Annotated in this window: 16 protein-coding genes, 1 tRNA gene and 1 pseudogene; 5 read left to right on the top strand and 13 right to left on the bottom strand. The window is 63.2% G+C overall.

Going from position 1 to position 16,716, the window contains the following annotated elements:
* Positions 1-23: 23 nt before the first annotated feature.
* Both benB and benA read right to left on the bottom strand, forming a co-directional pair.
* Positions 24-563 carry a benzoate 1,2-dioxygenase small subunit gene (benB, locus tag MTX35_RS17075; RefSeq protein ID WP_094716955.1) on the bottom strand — a complete coding sequence of 180 codons (540 nt, stop codon included), beginning with the start codon at positions 561-563 and terminating at the stop codon, positions 24-26.
* 1 nt (position 564) lies between these two features.
* Positions 565-1,950: a benzoate 1,2-dioxygenase large subunit gene (gene benA / locus MTX35_RS17070; RefSeq protein WP_243596112.1), complete on the bottom strand. Its 1,386-nt coding sequence runs from the start codon at positions 1,948-1,950 to the stop codon at positions 565-567.
* Between the two features lie 207 nt (positions 1,951-2,157).
* On the opposite strand from benA, the gene MTX35_RS17065 reads away from it, so the two are divergent.
* From MTX35_RS17065 to catC, 4 genes are read left to right on the top strand one after another with little or no spacing between them, the layout of a single operon-like run.
* On the top strand, positions 2,158-3,087 hold the full coding sequence (locus MTX35_RS17065) for a LysR family transcriptional regulator (RefSeq protein ID WP_243596111.1): 930 nt from the start codon (positions 2,158-2,160) through the stop codon (positions 3,085-3,087).
* Positions 3,084-4,187, top strand: coding sequence for a mandelate racemase/muconate lactonizing enzyme family protein (locus MTX35_RS17060; RefSeq protein WP_243596110.1), 1,104 nt, complete (start codon positions 3,084-3,086; stop codon positions 4,185-4,187). The genes MTX35_RS17065 and MTX35_RS17060 overlap by 4 nt, the downstream gene beginning before the upstream one ends.
* A gap of 43 nt (positions 4,188-4,230) precedes the next feature.
* Entirely contained in the window at positions 4,231-5,097 is an 867-nt protein-coding gene (gene catA / locus MTX35_RS17055; RefSeq protein WP_243596109.1) for a catechol 1,2-dioxygenase, read from the top strand.
* A gap of 5 nt (positions 5,098-5,102) precedes the next feature.
* On the top strand, positions 5,103-5,387 hold the full coding sequence (gene catC, locus MTX35_RS17050; RefSeq protein ID WP_243596108.1) for a muconolactone Delta-isomerase: 285 nt from the start codon (positions 5,103-5,105) through the stop codon (positions 5,385-5,387).
* A 276-nt stretch (positions 5,388-5,663) separates the two neighbouring features.
* Here the strand turns inward: catC and MTX35_RS17045 are convergent.
* The 7 genes and pseudogenes from MTX35_RS17045 to MTX35_RS17015 form a co-directional block, all read right to left on the bottom strand.
* A pseudogene (locus MTX35_RS17045) lies at positions 5,664-5,963 on the bottom strand (hydroxypyruvate isomerase); the annotation flags it as partial.
* A 419-nt stretch (positions 5,964-6,382) separates the two neighbouring features.
* The gene (locus MTX35_RS17040; protein ID WP_243596107.1) at positions 6,383-7,312 is read right to left on the bottom strand and encodes a VWA domain-containing protein; all 930 of its coding nucleotides are present in this window, start codon (positions 7,310-7,312) and stop codon (positions 6,383-6,385) included.
* 69 nt (positions 7,313-7,381) lie between these two features.
* Complete coding sequence (locus MTX35_RS17035) at positions 7,382-8,317, bottom strand: MoxR family ATPase (RefSeq protein ID WP_243596106.1); 936 nt, start codon at positions 8,315-8,317, stop codon at positions 7,382-7,384.
* Positions 8,314-9,147: a mycofactocin-coupled SDR family oxidoreductase gene (locus MTX35_RS17030; protein ID WP_243596105.1), complete on the bottom strand. Its 834-nt coding sequence runs from the start codon at positions 9,145-9,147 to the stop codon at positions 8,314-8,316. The genes MTX35_RS17035 and MTX35_RS17030 overlap by 4 nt, the downstream gene beginning before the upstream one ends.
* A gap of 11 nt (positions 9,148-9,158) precedes the next feature.
* Complete coding sequence (locus MTX35_RS17025) at positions 9,159-9,980, bottom strand: mycofactocin-coupled SDR family oxidoreductase (RefSeq protein ID WP_243596104.1); 822 nt, start codon at positions 9,978-9,980, stop codon at positions 9,159-9,161.
* Positions 9,981-10,179: 199 nt separating this feature from the next.
* A complete protein-coding gene (locus tag MTX35_RS17020; RefSeq protein WP_243596103.1) occupies positions 10,180-11,034 on the bottom strand; it encodes a mycofactocin-coupled SDR family oxidoreductase in 855 nt (284 codons plus the stop codon).
* Positions 11,034-11,861, bottom strand: a complete 828-nt coding sequence (locus MTX35_RS17015) for a mycofactocin-coupled SDR family oxidoreductase (RefSeq protein WP_243596102.1) — start codon at positions 11,859-11,861, stop codon at positions 11,034-11,036. Before MTX35_RS17015 ends, MTX35_RS17020 begins: the two co-directional genes overlap by 1 nt.
* Positions 11,862-11,952: 91 nt before the next feature.
* Here MTX35_RS17015 and MTX35_RS17010 point away from each other — a divergent pair, with 91 nt between their 5' ends.
* On the top strand, positions 11,953-12,543 hold the full coding sequence (locus MTX35_RS17010) for a TetR family transcriptional regulator (RefSeq protein ID WP_243596101.1): 591 nt from the start codon (positions 11,953-11,955) through the stop codon (positions 12,541-12,543).
* Between the two features lie 678 nt (positions 12,544-13,221).
* On the opposite strand, the gene MTX35_RS17005 is transcribed toward MTX35_RS17010, so the two are convergent.
* From MTX35_RS17005 to MTX35_RS16990, 4 genes are all read right to left on the bottom strand, one after another.
* Positions 13,222-13,295, bottom strand: a tRNA-Pro gene (locus tag MTX35_RS17005).
* 85 nt (positions 13,296-13,380) lie between these two features.
* Positions 13,381-14,829, bottom strand: a complete 1,449-nt coding sequence (gene der, locus MTX35_RS17000; RefSeq protein WP_243596100.1) for a ribosome biogenesis GTPase Der — start codon at positions 14,827-14,829, stop codon at positions 13,381-13,383.
* The gene (cmk, locus tag MTX35_RS16995) at positions 14,826-15,509 is read right to left on the bottom strand and encodes a (d)CMP kinase (RefSeq protein ID WP_243596099.1); all 684 of its coding nucleotides are present in this window, start codon (positions 15,507-15,509) and stop codon (positions 14,826-14,828) included. The genes der and cmk overlap by 4 nt, the downstream gene beginning before the upstream one ends.
* Positions 15,509-16,705 (bottom strand): pseudouridine synthase, encoded by a 1,197-nt coding sequence (locus tag MTX35_RS16990; RefSeq protein WP_243596098.1) that lies wholly within the window; start codon positions 16,703-16,705, stop codon positions 15,509-15,511. The genes cmk and MTX35_RS16990 overlap by 1 nt, the downstream gene beginning before the upstream one ends.
* Between the last annotated feature and the right edge of the window lie 11 nt (positions 16,706-16,716).

Genomic DNA, 16,716 nt, shown 5'->3' with positions numbered 1-16,716 from the left:
TCCTCGGGATTACGGCCGGTCGATCAGAAGTGATAGATGTCGACGACGTGGTGGATGTAGTCGTTCTTCAGCACCACGGTCTTGCGCCGGATGAGTGGCGAGTCGCCGGAGAAGTCGATCGTGTAGAACGAGGTTCCGTAGTACGGATCGATGGTCTTGTAGCGGAAGTACATCGTGTGCCAATTGAATCGCACGTCGACGATATCTCCCCGACGCTCGATCACCTCGACGTTGCTGATGTTGTGACTGGTTCTAGGCTCCGGTATCGATGTGGCACTGGACCGTTCGGTCCGGATGCGGAACACGCGGTCTTCCAGCCCACCTTTGTTCTCGTAGTAGATCAGCGAGATGTCGGTCTGGGGATCCTCGGTGAGCAAGTCGTTGTCGTCCCAGCAGGGCATCCAGTATTCGACGTCGTCCGCGTAGCACGTGAGCCACTTCTCGAACTCGCGATCGTCGAGGTAGCGCGCTTCGCGGTAGAGGAACTGCTCGATGGACGTCTGGGTGATCAGGCGCGACGAGGCAGCCTGTGCGGCGTCGGTGTTGTCGACGGTGGCAGTCATGTCAGACCTCCTGTGCTGCAACGGGTGCGGAGTCGGCTGCGCGCTGCTTGTCGAGGGCAGCGAGCAGGGTCTTGCGCCAGTAGCCGTGTTGGACGGGGAACAGGCCCTCGTCTTCGTTCTTGACGCCTGCAGATATGACACCGGGCATATCGAGTGCCTCGGCGACCGGGTCGGGGCCGGTGAGCCAGTGCTCCGCGCCGCGGCTCATGTCGTTCCACGGCGCATTGGTTGCCTGGAATGTCAGCTGGCACGAGCGGAACTCTTCCAGGTCATCGGGTGTCGCCATGCCGGAAGCGTTGAAGAAGTCCTCGTACTGCCGGATCCGATGTGCCCGAGCCTCTTTGCTCTCACCCTTGGGTGCGATGCAGTAGATGGTGACCTCGGTCTTGTTCGGCGCGATCGGCCGGAAGTGCCGGATCTGCGTGCTGAACTGATCCATCAGGTAGACGTTCGGGTACAGGCACAGGTTGCGTGAACCCTTCACCATGAATTCGCCCTTGGCGTCGCCGAACTTCTCCTTCAGTGCGTCCATCTGGTCCCACAGCGGGCGGTCCTGGGGGTTTGCCGCCCAGGTCCACAGGCAGAGATGGCCGTTGGGGTACGACCAGTAGCCGCCGCCCGACTTGCCCCAGCCGCCGGCGTCGAGCGCCTTGGTGGTGTTCTTGGATTCGCCGTTGTTTCGGCGCGAGGTGGTCGCGGCGTAGTTCCAGTGCACGGCACTGACGTGATAGCCGTCGGCCCCGTTCTCCGCCTGCACTTTCCAGTTTCCGTCGAAGGTGTACGACGAGGATCCGCGCAGAACTTCGAGTCCGTCGGGAGACTGGTCGACGAGCATATCGATGACCTTCGTCGTGTCACCGAGATGCTCGGCGAGGGTCGAGACGTCGTCGTTCAGGCTCGCGAAGAGGAAGCCGCGGTAGCTCTCGAAACGGGGGACCTTGGTGAGGTTGTGCGATCCGTCCACGTCGAATGTGTCGGGGTAGCCGGCACCGTCGGGGTCCTTGACCTTGAGCAACGTGCCGTCGTTGCGGAACGTCCAACCGTGGAACGGACAGGTGAGCGTGGTGCGGTTGTCGGTTTTGCGTCGGCACAGCATCGCACCGCGGTGCGCGCAGGCGTTGATGAGGCAGTGCAACTCGCCGTCCTTGTCACGGGTGATGACAACGGGCTGTCGCCCCATGTGAACCGTGAAGTAGTCGCCGTTGTTCGGGAGCTGACTCTCGTGGGCGAGGTATATCCAGTTGCCCTCGAAGATGTGCTTCATCTCGAGCTCGAAGACCTCCTCGTCGGTGAAGATGCTCCGATTGGCGCGGTAGATGCCGGCAGCGACGTCGTCGATCACCGCTCCGTCGATCGTGTTCTGTACGTGATCCAGCATGTCGGTCATATCGGGTTCCTCCAGGCGCTTCGAGTTCGATTACAAGCGACTGTGTCAGGGAGTGGCTGTCGTCACACCAGGGCTTTGCCTAGGCCCAACCTGGATGACCATTGATCGCTGTCACTTATCAATCAGCGCAAAATAGGTCTTTGTCAACGATGGATTCGAGCCCTACTGTGGTCAGGGTCACCCCACCACCCACAGAAAGGTTCGGTCATGGAACTTCGGCACCTGTACCACTTCGTGGCCGTGGCCGAGACTCGGCATTTCGGCCAAGCCGCTGCGCGGCTGCATCTGGCTCAGCCGGCGTTGTCGCAATCGGTTCGCCAGTTGGAGGCCGAGCTGGGTGTGACACTGCTGGCCAGAACGACCCGTCAGGTGAGCCTGACTCCGGCAGGCGAGTTCTTCTATCGAGAGACACTTCGCAACCTGGACAATCTGGAGCAAAGCGCGCGAGGAGTGCGCAGGATCGCCGACGGCCGATACGGGTTGGTACGCATCGGCTTCACCGGTACAGCGGCCTTCGATCAACTGCCTCCGATAGCGCGTGCGATCAAGCAGAGACTGCCCGGTATCGCCCTGGAAATTCACGGTGACCTGCTCACCCCCGCGCAGGTGGACGGTCTTCGCTCGGAACATCTGGACGTTGCGGTTCTGCGGCCACCTGTCGCGGGCGACGACCTCGTGCTGCGGAAGATCACCACCGAATCGTTGGTGCTCGCACTGCCCGTCGATCACCGATTCTCCACCGAACCGGCGCTCGACCTTGCCGACCTCGCGTACGAGGACTTCGTCATGTACGCCGACACGCATTCGGTAGTCAACGAAGCTGTGGTGACGAGCTGTCGCGCCGCGGGCTTCAGCCCGAGGCGCGAACACGAGGCCCCGGACACCTCGGTGCTGCTGGCACTCGTGGCAGCCGGATTGGGCGTTGCGATGGTGCCCGAATCCGTCCGCGCCCTGCAGTTGACCGGCGTCGTGTTCCGCGACATCGCCGGCGCAAGCACTATCGATCTGGCGTTGGCCTGGTGCCGAGATCGGCCGTCGGCGCTCGTCGATGCGCTCGTCGGTGCCCTCGAGGATGCGGGAGTGCTCCCTTGGCTCGAACCATCCGTACCGTCTGCTCAGCTGAAGGACATGTCATGAAAATCGTTGCAGTCGACGCGATCCCCTACTCGATTCCGTACCGAAAACCGCTGAAGTTCGCGAGCGGCGAGGTCAGTGCCGCCGAGCACGTACTCGTCCGGGTACATACGGACGACGGCATCGTCGGTGTCGCCGACGCTCCGCCGCGTCCGTTCACCTACGGGGAGACGCAGCGCGGGGTGGTGGCGGTGATCGAGACGCTGTTCGCGCCGGCCGTCATCGGCCTTCCGCTCACGTCCCGTGAGATGGTCAACGCGAAACTTGCTCGTACAGTCGGTAATCCGGTGGCCAAGTCGGCAGTGGACATGGCGATCTGGGATGCCCTCGGGCAGACTCTGGACCTACCGGTCACCGAACTTCTCGGCGGCTACACCGACCGCATGAGGGTGAGCCACATGCTCGGATTCGATTCGCCCGCAGCAATGGTGGACGAAGCGACCAGAATGCGTGAGACGTACGGGATCGAGGTCTTCAAAGTCAAGGTCGGCCGTCGGCCCGTCCATCTGGACACCGCCGTCGTACGTGCACTCAGAGACGGGCTCGGCGACACCGTCGAGCTGTACGTCGACGGCAACCGCGGGTGGACCGCAGCAGAGTCTGCACGTGCCATGAAGGACATGGCCGACCTGGGGCTGACGCTGGCCGAGGAATTGTGCCCCGCCGACGACGTACTCGGTCGCCGCTGGCTGGTACAGCAACTCGACATCCCCTTCGTGGCAGACGAATCCGCGACCACCCCGGCCGAGGTCACCCGAGAGATTCTCGGTGGTTCCGCAACCGCGGTGAGCATCAAGACTGCGCGCACCGGATTCACGACGTCCCAGCGGACCCACCATCTGTGCGAGGGACTCGGAGTCGATGTGGTGATGGGAAACCAGATCGACGGCCAACTCGGCACGGCCTGCACCGTCGCCTTCGGTGCTGCCTTCGACCTCACCTCACGCCGCGCCGGAGAACTCTCGAACTTCCTCGACATGAGCGACGACCTCCTGACCGAGAGCCTCGTCATCCGCGACGGCGAACTGCACGTACTGCCCGGCTCCGGCCTCGGCGTCCGTATCGACCCCGACAAACTCGCGAAGTACCGAACCGACCACTGATCTTCAGCCCCGAAGAGCACAACTTTCACCCAAGGAGTTCTCCATGAGCATCGACCACGCCCCCTCGACAGACTCGGCCACCGAAGTGGCCACCGCGGCCGCGTCGGGTGCGAACGCCACCGAGCGTTTCACGTCCGACAAGCAGGCAGCTGCCGACACTCCGCCCGAGCGCGTCAGTGCGCTTGCTCGTCAGGTCATTTCGGCAGTCCACGACACCATCCGTGAGCACAAGGTCACCTACGACGAGTACAACGCACTCAAGGCATGGCTGATCAACGTCGGTCAGACCGGCGAGTGGCCACTGTTCCTCGACGTCTGGGTAGAACACGTCGTCGAAGAAGTTGCCGGTGAAACGCGCGAGGGCAGCAAGGGCACCATCGAGGGCCCGTACTACGTCCCTAACGCGCCCGAGCTCGGATCCGCAGCAATCCTGCCCACCCGCGACGGCGAGCAGGGCACACCGTTGCTGTTCCAGGGTCAGGTCACGAGCGTCGACGGCAGCCCGTTGCCGCACGCGGTCATCGAAATCTGGCACGCCGACTCGGACGGCTTCTACTCGCAGTTCGCCCCTGGCATCCCCGAGTGGAACCTCCGCGGCACGGTCACCGCGGACGATCAGGGCCAGTTCTGGATTCACACGATGAAGCCTGCGCCGTACCAGATCCCGACGGACGGTGCCTGCGGCAACCTCATCTCCGCGGCCGGCTGGCACCCGTGGCGTCCCGCACACCTGCACCTCAAGGTTGCGGCTGCCGGACATCAGCAGATCACCACGCAGCTCTACTTCCCCGGCGACGCGCACAACGACGACGACGTGGCAAACGCCGTCAAGCCCGAACTCATCCTCGATCCTCGTGAGGTCGACGGCGGCCAAGAAGTGACGTACAACTTCGTACTCGACAAGGCCTGATACACATGCTCTTTGCAGTGAAAATGGACGTCGCGCTGCCGCAGGACCTCGATGCGGACGTACGAACCGACACTCTCGCCAGAGAGAAGGCGTACTCGCAGCAGCTGCAGCGCGACGGTGAATGGGTGAGTATCTGGCGCATCGTCGGCCAGTACTCCAACCTCAGCATCTTCGACGTGCGCGACAACGAGCGGCTCCACGAGATTCTCTGGAATCTGCCGCTGTTTCCGTACATGAGGATCGATGTGAGCCCGCTGGCCCAGCACCCGTCGGACATTTCTGTGGTGTGAGACGACCCCGGACGCCGAGTCAGGACCTCGCCGGACCCTCTGTTCCAGCGATTCCGACTCAGCGGGAAGAGGTATGTGTTCTCGCCGCACTCGAACGAAAAAGGCGGCTCCGAATTTCTTCGGAGCCGCCTTCCAAATGCAATCTGTCGGGCTGACAGGATTTGAACCTGCGACCACTTGACCCCAGCTAGATCGACCAACTCTCGATGGCCCCACCCGGACCCACCACATAGCGCTGAGCAGGCGTTATCGTCCGATGTATGGCAACGATTCCTAGAGTAGTGCGATGAGATTCCCTTCGCCGATCTTGGCGTGACGAAGATCGAGGTTCATCTTCAGGAATGGGCTGTCGACAGCCCGCATCAACGCGAGAGTGTCCGCGGCCTTGGCGAAAGGCGTCCCCGGATGGTCGACGGCGGCATTGAGATTCTCCAGCGTGAACACACGTCCCGCGTGTTCACCCAGTGCCGCGATCGAGCGCAGCGTCTGTACTGCGGTCAGCCACATCGTCGGCGTCACGACCTCCGCCGGGCGCACCACCCCGGACCTACGAGGCCGGCAGCCACGGCCGTCGAGATGTCCGCGACGGACCCTTCGGTGGGCGTACTGCGCGGTCGAAAACCTACCGGAGTTCACAGACATTCGTGCAGCGTCAGAACGTTGCTGAATTGATGTCTTCGACCAGCCGGGCCGGATAATGCAATCCGCATTGCACCGTTATCCGACGGCACATAGTTCTGAAGGGTCATCGAGAGTTCGAGATTCGTTGCATGAAGATCCGTTCGGCGAGAATGCTCCGACCCGTGGCACAGGCCTCGCACACAATCCCAACGAGCGATGTCATCGTGGTCGAACATCTGCCCGCCTGGCTTGCGTGCGACGAGCCAATGAAGGACGCAGGTATGCGTCGAACGTTTGATATCAGCCTCGATCACTCGTTCCGAATTTCCGAGCCGTTGCCCTCGGTGGTGTTCCAATCCGATTGGAGTCCAGTGTCAGCGACGCTCGCCCAGCAGTGCGCTCAGTGCGGGTCCGACGGCGCGGTAGGTGTCGATCGTTCGAATTCGACCGTGTCCGATTCGCGCGAGATCGCGACCGAGGTCGACGTCGTTCTCTCCAGACGTGTCCAGGAGAACGTCGAGGCGCGGAATCCTGGACGCGGTGAGGCGCGGATCGGGGCCGGCGTTGTGCACGCAATCAGACAGGAGTAGTACCCGCGAGTCGGGGACGGAGACGGTGCGTAACAAGCCGACCGCGGTTTCCAGTGCGAACTGGACGTTGGTCAGCCCCTGTGCCGGGATGCGGAGAACGGTGTCGAGAATTCCGAGCGGTGTTTTCGGGTCTCCGAAACGGGTGAGTACGGCCGCATCGGACCAAAATGCGACGACGGCCAGGTTGTCCCGGGTCATCTCGCCGGCAAGAGCGCCGACGGTTGCAGCCGCCGTTCGTACCCGTTCACCTTTCATCGACCCGGAAATATCGACGACCAGCACGATGGAACGCTTGGTGTGCAGGCGTTCTCGGACGACGATGTCGTCCTCCTCGGGTATCGGATTGGCTGCCAACACGTCGAGCGTGTGGTCGAGATCGACCTCGTCGCTGCCGCCGCGGTAGCGCAGCGACGTCAGTTCGCCGACGCCGCGTCGCGCGCGAATGTCGAGGCGCGGACGTCGAACCGCCAGACGGGCAGCGATCGTGCGCGCGCGGGCTCGTGTCGCTGCGTCGGCGGCAGACTCCTCGTCGGTAGCGTCCTTCAACGGAATCGTTTCGGCCGACTCCTCGGTGATTCCCGGGGCAGACGGGTTGTTTTCGCCTGACGCCTTACCCGGCCTGCTGCGGCCCTGTGCTGTCAAGACCGCCCCGTTGCCACCACCGGGACGAAACAGCGACGGTGACGTGGTCAGCTGTTTTGGCCTGCGCCGCAACGGTTTCAGCGTCCGCGAGGTGATGCGCGTTCCGGGCTTGCCTACCGGCGAGTCGGCGTCGACGGCTCTTCAACCGGGGGCGGCCGCGGCGGGGCGGAGAACGAAGTGATCCTGCCAGATGGTGAACAGGATCATTTCCGGTGTGGCGTCCGATGTCTCGTCGACGTGGATGCGCCCGGACAATGCCACGTACATCGCATCGAGCATCGACTGCTGATAGTCCTCGGGCAAGTTGCGGGGCGGATCGACATCGGAGTCCACGGGAATCGTCACCTCCCGTAGATCAGCGAGCTGCTGGGCGACGAGCGTGAGATCGATCGCCCCGCGTACGCTGCTGCCCTGGAGGATGTCCTCATGTTCCCGGGTCATCCGCGTTATCGCCACCGCGTCTGCGACGAGGCGGAACGAGTCCGATTCTGTTCGGAGAGCAACAATTCCGCGTTCGGCCTCGGCATCCTGGTACCCGATGGCAAGGCGACACAGCCGGTCGTGGACGCTCGTGGAAAGACGAGTTGTGCCGACGTTGTCGTACGGGTTCATCGACGCTACCACGCGGAACGTCGGGAGTGCGTGGACCGTCCCCACTCGGGGGATCGCGATACGTCGTTCCGCCATCGCGGTGAGCAGCGTGTTGAGGGTGTCTTCGGGTGCGCGGTTGAACTCTTCGATGTAGAGAAATCCGCCGGTCCGCATCGCCTCGATCAGCGGGCCCGGCACGAAGTTGTCCTCACTGTAGTCCTCGCGCAGTACGCGAGCGGGGTTGTGATGTCCGACAATTCGCGCAGGCGTCAGATCGGCGTTGCCCTCGACGAAGAGCAGCGGGATATTCCATTCGGCCGTGATCGCGCCGAGCAGAGTGCTTTTGCTGGTGCCGGGCGGGCCCTCGATGAGGAGGTCTCGACCGGCCGCGACTGCCGCCAGAAGCAGGTCGAGTTCACGATCACGACCGACGACGCGCGCCGCGATTCGCTGCCGCACCTCACCGATCGACAATGTTGCGCTCATTTGATCGTGTACCCCGCATCTACAGGAAGTGTCGCGCCGGTGATGTAGCGGGCGTCGTCCGAGACGAGGAAGGCGATCGCGTTGGATATGTCGATCGCTTCCACCCACGGAATCGGTAGGACATTCGTCGTCGCGAAGATTGCTTCTGCCTTCTCGCGAGTCGGATTCGGATCGTCCGGCAGAAACAGCCCCCAGGTTTTGGGGTTCTGAATCATGACCGTATCGACGCCGGTCGGATGGACGGTGTTCACGCGAATGCTGTACTGCCCGAACTCGTTCGCCAGCGCGCGCATGATGCCGACGACCCCGTGCTTGGTGGCGGTGTAGTGCACCGTGTTGGGCGTTCCTTTGAGACCTGCCGTCGAACTGGTCAATACGATCGAACCGCCGCGACCGCCGGAGATGAGATGCGGTAGCGCGGCACGGCATGTGTTCCACACACCCGTCAGATTGACGTCGATCATGTTCTGCCAGGCATCGTCGGTGATATCGAGAGCCGGTGCGATCTCGAAGACGCCGGCGTTGCCGAGGACGATGTCGAGGCGACCGAGTTCGGCGACGCCGCCGTCGACGGCCCTGCGCAATGCTGCGGAGTCCCGAACGTCGGCCTTGGTGGCGACGATGCGGCGGTCGAGCGCCTCGACCTGCCTCACCGTCTCGGCAAGGTCGGCTTCCGTTGCGGGCGGATACATTTCGATGGTGTCGACCGCATCGCACAGATCGACGGCGATGATGTCGGCACCTTCCTGTGCGAGCCGCAGCGCGTGGCTGCGGCCCTGACTTCGCGCGGCACCGGTGATGAAGGCTACTTTTCCGTCGAGCTTTCCCATGATCGATCGGTCTACTTCGCCAGGAAGCCAGCGTCGACCGGCAAGGTGACTCCGGTGACGTACCGGGCGTCGTCCGAAACCAGCCAGGCGATCGCGTTGCTGATGTCGAGTGCTTCGAGCATGGGGACCGGCATCAGGTTTCCGATCATCGAGGCAGCGTCTGCGTTCTCCGTCAGCCACGTCTGCATCACGTCGTTGATCACCATCGGCGTGTTCACGCCCGTCGGATGCACGGTGTTCACACGAATCGAATACTGGGCCAGCCAGTTCGCAAAGGTGCGCATGAGCCCGACGACCGCGTGCTTACTGGCGGCGTAGCCGTCGCCTGCGCCGGTGCCGTTGCCGCCCGCGCCCGACAATCCTTGGGTCGAGCTCGTCAGGACGATCGCACCTCCCTGCCCTTTCTCGATCATGCTCGGCACGCCGACCTGCACCGTGTTCCATACCCCGAACAGGTTGACCTCGACAACGTCGCGGAACGTTGTCGCCTCACTCACGGCTTTCGCGCCCTGCGGAGCTATACCGGCATTCGCCAGGATGATGTCGATCGGCCCGAGTTCGGCGACGGCACCGTCGACAACGGCTTTGAGTGCGTCGTAATCGCGAACGTCGGCTTCTCTGGCCACTATGCGGCGATCGAGCGCTTCCACCTCCTTCACGGTCTGCGCCAGATCCTCGGATGTGCTCATCGGATACGCGACCGTCTCGATCTGTCGGCAGATATCTATCGCAATGATGTCGGCACCGTCCTGCGCCAGCCTCAGAGCGTGACTACGCCCCTGGCCGCGTGCGGCACCGGTGATGAAGGCTACTTTTCCGTCGAGCTTTCCCATGATCGAACTTCCTTGTTCATCGTCGAAAACATCTCGGGCACAGAACGGTTCGGCGACTGGCCGGGTACGTTCACGGCAGGATGTCCGTTGCGGAGGACATACCTCGAACGTATCCGACACCGAGTGCAGAAGTGACCGAAATGGTCGAATCCTCGGCTCTGTCCCGGCCGAACACCCGCAATATCCTTGTGAATCACTCTTATTCGACAGGCGCGTGGTTGAAACCGGGCAAGATCATATGACCGGCGTCGACTGGAATCGTCACACCGGTCACGGCGGCGGCGAGGTCCGAGTTGAGATATAGAGCGGTGTTCGCGATCACCTCGGGCGGCATGAACGTGTGCCCCTTCAACGCATGGAAGCTGTAACCACCCGCCATCATGTCCTCTTCGGTGCCGCCCTCGTGACCGGCGAACATGTCCCAGGCACCCTGATGGTCGGTCATGGGGGTCTTGATCGCCCCCGGGTTGATCGAGTTGCATCGAATTCCGTGGGGTGCCAGTTCCAGCGCAATGTTCTTCATCAACCCGATGACGCCGTGCTTCGCCGACACGTAGTGCGCGTAATTCTGACCGGGTTCGAGTCCGTTCACGGACGAGGTGATGACGATGGAACCGGCTTGACGCTCGATCATATGCGGGGCAACAGCTTTCGCCGACTTCCAGACGCCGGTGAGGTTGACGCCGATCATGTCGTCCCACGACTGCTCGGAAAGTTCCCAGAACGGGCCCTGGGTCCAGATTCCGGCATTCGCGATGAGTACGTCGATCTTGCCGAACTCCGCGATCCCCGACGCCACCGCCGTGTCCATCTGGCTCTGATCCCGAACGTCGGCAACGACACTCAGTGCCCGCCGGTCCAAGGCTTCGACCTGCTTCACCGTCTCGGCCAAGTCGCTCTCCTTCGCCATCGCGTACGGAACCGTCGCAATCTGATCAGCGATATCGACCAGAATGACATCGGCACCCTCGCGGGCCGAGACCAGCGCGTGAGCACGACCCTGTCCACGCGCGCCGCCGGTGATCAGAACTGTCTTGCCGTCGAGAAGTCCCATCAGAGTCGTCCTCCTGCATCGACCACATGTGTGGTTCCGGTGATGTATCGCCCGGCGTCCGAGACGAGGTAGAGGACAGCATTGGAGATGTCCTCTGACTCGATCATGGGAACGGGGAGCGTGTTGAGCGTCAGTGCGGCTTCCTCGAAGTCGGCTCGGGTCGGTTCGGCCAAGTCGGGGCGAAACAGGCGAAATGTTGCGTCGTTGAGGATCATCGGGGTGGCCACGGTCGTCGGATGGATCGTGTTGACGCGGATACTCTGTGGCCCCAACTCCTTGGCAAGTACCTGCATCAAACCCACCAGGCCGGCCTTCGCGGCGGTGTAGTGGGCGATGTTTTCGTTCGCGACCATCGATGCCAAGGACGAGGTGATAACGATGGATCCGCCGCGGCCGCCCGAGACGATATGCGGTGCCGCGGCACGGACGGTCTTCCAGACGCCGGTGAGGTTGATGTCGATCATCGTCTGCCACATGACTTCCTCCATCTCGAGAGCCGGCGACATCGTGTTGATGCCGGCATTCGCGATGACGATGTCGACGCGACCGAGTTCAGCGGCACCGGAGTCGACTGCTGTGGTCAGTGCGGCCAGGTCGCGAACGTCGGCCTCGGAGGCGATGATGCGACGATCGAGTGCCTCGACCAGCCGAACGGTTTCGGCCAGGTCATCGGCGGTTGCAGTGCGGTACGGAACGGTGTCGACCTGGGTCGAGACGTCGACGGCAATGATGTCCGCGCCTTCCTTTGCAAGCGCTATCGCGTGGCTGCGGCCCTGCCCCCTCGCAGCTCCGGTGATGAAGGCGACTTTGCCCTCGAGTGAACCCATGCTGCGCTCCTGACATGAACGTGTGATGTGGATCTCAGCTTATGTCACACGGTGTCAGAAGGTACGCGTTTCCAGATGCGAGGATGATCGAATGGCACACGGTGACAGCGGAGGGCGTCCGTCGGCGACCAGTCCGCACGAACTGGCCGCTGCGGCACAGCAACTGTTCCTCGAGAAGGGTTTCGACGAAACGAGCGTCGAGGACATCGCGTCCGCAGTCGGAGTCAGCAGACGCACGTTCTTTCGATACTTCCCGACCAAGGCAGACGTGCTGTGGGTGGAATCGCCCTCTGAACTCGCCCGGCTACGCGAGAACTTGGCGGCCGACGACGGCTCTGCTCCCTATGAACAGGTGTTGACGCGGTCCATTGTCGCGGCGTTGACCTACCCGTCGGAGCAGCACCAATGGGCCTACCAGCGGGCACAATTGGTGCTGAAAGTACCGTCCGTCCAAACGCATGCGTCGTTTCGATTTGCCGAGTGGAAGGATGCGGCGGCCGAATTCGCCGCTATTCGGAGCGGCTCTTCCAAGACGGACCTGTTCCCGATCGCCGTCGGACATGCCGTGCTCGCGGCGATGTTGACGGCGCACGAATACTGGATCGGCGGACCGGGGCGCGACCTTCCACAGGCACTCGAATCGACATTCTCGATGCTACTGCCCGGCCTTCCGACGCGCTGACGCGCTACCGCGATGAAACATCTCGGAATCGGGCGGACGACTTCCGACACCGGAGGGCGACGCGCGCGAACTACGTCGATGATCGAGTGGGGCCTCCAACATCCAGTGCGAATTCTGTTGTCACCGAGGGATTTTCGATCGCAGATTCGATCACGCCGACATAGGCGTTGGCGACGTACGCCGCGTGTAGGGCCCAACTGTCGACGATACGAACCCCGTAGTGCCCTTGGAAGCGGTTGCCGAGGTTGCTCGGGCTGGTCGGTAGTCCATATCTGCTGCCTAGCGCAGGTGACCGTCAGGGATGACGAGAAACTACGCTGAACTGGCGTTTCACGCCAGACGGTGCGAAAATTGCAATTTACAAGGTGGACACCGGCCCTTGCTAGGTCAACTGAATCACCCGGCATAAGGAACCAGGACGCTCGGCGCGAACGCACGTGGCCGACCGCCGTCAGGGCTCGAGCGGTTCCCACAAGGTGTTGATCCGGGATTCGAGATTCACGCGGTCGAAGCGCCCGAACCCTCCGCTCAGTCAGGGCGGTCGAGGCGGACGTCTGTGGACACCGAAAAGCAACCAAGGAACGAGTAGTGAAACTGAGCGGCAGCGAGCCCATTCTTCGAACGACGAAAGCGGTCCCGGACCGCTCCGGAACCGCTTTTGACGTACATCGATCTATGTCGGGCTGACAGGATTTGAACCTGCGACCACTTGACCCCCAGTCAAGTGCGCTACCAAGCTGCGCCACAGCCCGCCGCGCCTCGAAAGGCGCTTGCTGAGATTACCCCAGCCCTACCCCTGAGAGGAAATCGCCTGCTCAGGGGCGGGGTCGGACTACTTCAGCGGTTGTTGCCCTTGCCCGGCCGTTCCCGCTTCTCGCGGATACGCACCGAGACGCGTACGGGGCTGCCGTCGAAGTTGAACTCTTCACGCAGACGCCGCTCGATGAATCGGCGGTAGCCGGCCTCGAGGAAGCCAGTGGTGAACAGCACGAATGTCGGCGGCCGTGTGCTCGCCTGCGTCGCGAACATGATGCGCGGCAGACGTCCACCACGCATCGGCGGCGGAGTGGCCGCCACGACTTCCTTGAGCCACGTGTTCAACCTGCCGGTGGGCACACGCTTGTCCCAGGACTCCAGAGCCGTCTCGAGCGCAGGCACGAGCTTCTGCACCGCACGGCCCGTCTGCGCCGAGATGTTCACGCGCTGCGCCCACGGCACCCGAGCGAGATCGCGATCGATCTCCTTCTCGAGCTGCTGACGACGATCGTCGTCCACCAGGTCCCACTTGTTGAACGCCAACACCAACGCGCGGCCGGCATCGGCGACCATACTGAGCACACGCATGTCCTGCTCCGAGATCACCTCGGAGGCATCGAGAAGCAGAATCGCGACCTCGGCGGCCTCGATAGCAGACTTCGTCCGCAGTGACGCGTAGAACTCGGCACCACTGGCATGGCTGACGCGCTTGCGCAGTCCGGCGGTATCGACGAATCGCCATGTCTTGCCGCCCAATTCCACCAATGAGTCGACGGGGTCGACAGTGGTGCCGGCAACATCGTGCACCACCGAGCGCTCGTCACCCGAGAGCTTGTTGATCAGCGACGACTTGCCCACGTTCGGCTTACCGACCAGAGCGACACGCCTGGGTCCCCCACCGGGGATTCCCTCACGCGGGGTCTCGGGCAAGGCCTCGAGCACACGGTCCAGCAGATCACCGGTACCGCGGCCGTGGGTGGCCGACACCGACAGCGGCTCCCCCAGCCCCAGCGACCACAGTGCGGCGACCTCGGACTCGGTCCGGCCGTCGTCGACCTTGTTGGCCACCAACAGAACCGGCGTCTTCGACCGGCGCAGCACTCGCGCCACTGCCTCGTCCGTCGTCGTCGAACCGACACGTGCGTCGACGACCAACAGGATCGCGTCGGCGGTGTGCATGGCCAACTCGGCTTGGCGCGCAACGGATGCCTGCAGACCCTTGGCGTCGGGTTCCCAACCGCCGGTGTCCTGCACCAGGAAGCGTCGACCACTCCAGTTCGCCTCGTACGACACGCGGTCGCGCGTGACGCCGGGAACGTCCTCGACCACTGCTTCACGCCGTCCGATGATGCGGTTGACGAGCGTCGACTTGCCGACGTTCGGTCGGCCCACCACGGCGAGAGTCGGTACGGCTACGGCATCTTCGCCGTCTTCGCCCTCGTTGAGGTCGACGTATTCCCACTCGCCCTCGTCGCTCCATGTTCCGTCGCCCGCGGTTTCCGCTGCGCCGGAGAAGAATTCTTCACTCACTGGACTGCTCCACTTCTGTCGTTCACCACGAGCAGCAAACGCTCGATCACGCCGTCGAGATCCAGCTCGCTGGTATCGACGATCACCGAATCCTCGGCGGGACGAAGCGGTGACACTGCTCTCGTCGAATCTGCATGATCGCGGCGTTGCACATCCGCGAGCACGGATTCGTAGTCGTCGCCGCGACCCTGTTCGATGTTCTGCTTGTTGCGACGCTCTGCCCGCGCCTCCGGCGAGGCAGTCAGGAACACCTTCACGTCGGCGTCGGGAAGAACGACGGTGCCGATGTCGCGGCCCTCCACCACGATTCGCGTCGAGGAGCTCGCAAGGTCGCGCTGCAGCTGCACCAACAACTCGCGCACCGCAGGCACAGCAGAGACGGCTGAGACGGCCTTGGTGACCGCATCGCCACGGATTTCGCCGCTGACGTCCTCACCGTCGAGCAGAACGGTCTCGGACAGCGGGTCCTTGCCGATCTCGAGGGGAAGCGCCGCAACAGCTTTCGCGACTGCTTCCGCATCGGTGGGCTCGACGCCCGAACGCAGCACCCACACCGTCGCGACGCGGTACATCGCACCGGTATCGAGGTAGCTTGCTTCCAGTGCCGACGCGAGCCGGCGCGATACCGACGACTTACCGGTGCCCGAGGGCCCGTCCATCGCCACGACGAGCGCACTCATCACAGGCCTACGGATTCGTAGAGCTTGCCGATCTCGCCGCGACCCAGAACACGCAGTGTCCCTGGACGCTGATCGCCGAGCACGATGTTGCCGACATCGGTACGTACGAGTCGTCCGACCGGGAAACCGACCTTGTCGAACAACCGACGCACGATGTGCTTGCGGCCCTCGTGCAGGGTCACCTTGACGAGCGACTTGCCGTCGGAGATGTCGAGCAGCTGGAAACCGTCGACCTTCACCGGGCCGTCGTCGAGGGTGACGCCCTCACGCAGCTGCTTGCCGAGTGTGCGGGGAATGGTGCCCGACAACGTCGCGAGGTAGGTCTTCGACACCTCGAACGACGGGTGCATCAGGCGGTGGGCAAGATCACCGTCGTTGGTGAACAGCAACAGCCCTTCGGTGTCGGCGTCGAGGCGGCCGACATGGAACAGTCGCTGCCCCGCCTGAACCCGCTCGGACACGATGTCGCCGACGCACGGGCGTCCCAGATCGTCGGACATGGTGCACTGCCATCCACGCGGCTTGTTCATCGCGAGATGAACCAGTTCTTCCTTCACGACCACGCGGGTGCCGTCGACCCGGACCACAGCGATGTTCGGATCGATGCGGATGCCTTGTTCGGTGACGATGCGTCCGTCGACCTCGACGCGGCCGTCGGCAATAAGTTCCTCGGCTGCGCGACGCGACGCGACACCGGCCTGCGCGAGTACCTTCTGCAGACGCACACCTTCACCGGCAGGCACGTGCTTGCGAGGCGAGGAATCGGTGTGCTGATGCTTCGCGGGCTTGGCGTTGCTGATCGTGGTCGACGGAACCTGCTTCTTCTGCGGCTTCGGCGGCTTGGGACGCGAGGGCTTCTTACGAGGAACAGCGTCGTTGCTGCGGTCGTTGACGCCGGTCTCGGCAGGCTTGTGGTCGAACGAGTCGTCCTGCTCGACGCCACGGCGAGGGGCAGGTCGGGCTCCTGTGCGAGGAGCTCCGGTACGGGGTGCGCCTGCGCGAGGTCCCCCGGTGCGCGGGGCTCCAGCGCGAGGTGCTCCGGTACGGGGAGCCCCGTCACGGGGTGCAGCGTCGCGGGTGCGATCTCCGCGGCGCGCGTCACGCGGAGTGTCCGACCTACCTGCGGTCGGCTTCCTGCGTGGGTCTTGTCTCTTGTTACGGTCCGGTGTGCCATCACGGCGAGCGGGCTTGTTCACTTGTCTTACCT

The sequence above is a fragment of the Rhodococcus sp. ARC_M12 genome (assembly GCF_022810385.1).
GTDB classification, from domain to species: domain Bacteria; phylum Actinomycetota; class Actinomycetes; order Mycobacteriales; family Mycobacteriaceae; genus Rhodococcoides; species Rhodococcoides navarretei.
Note: the sequence above shows the minus strand (reverse complement) of the source record. Positions and strands in the feature narration are given on the sequence as shown.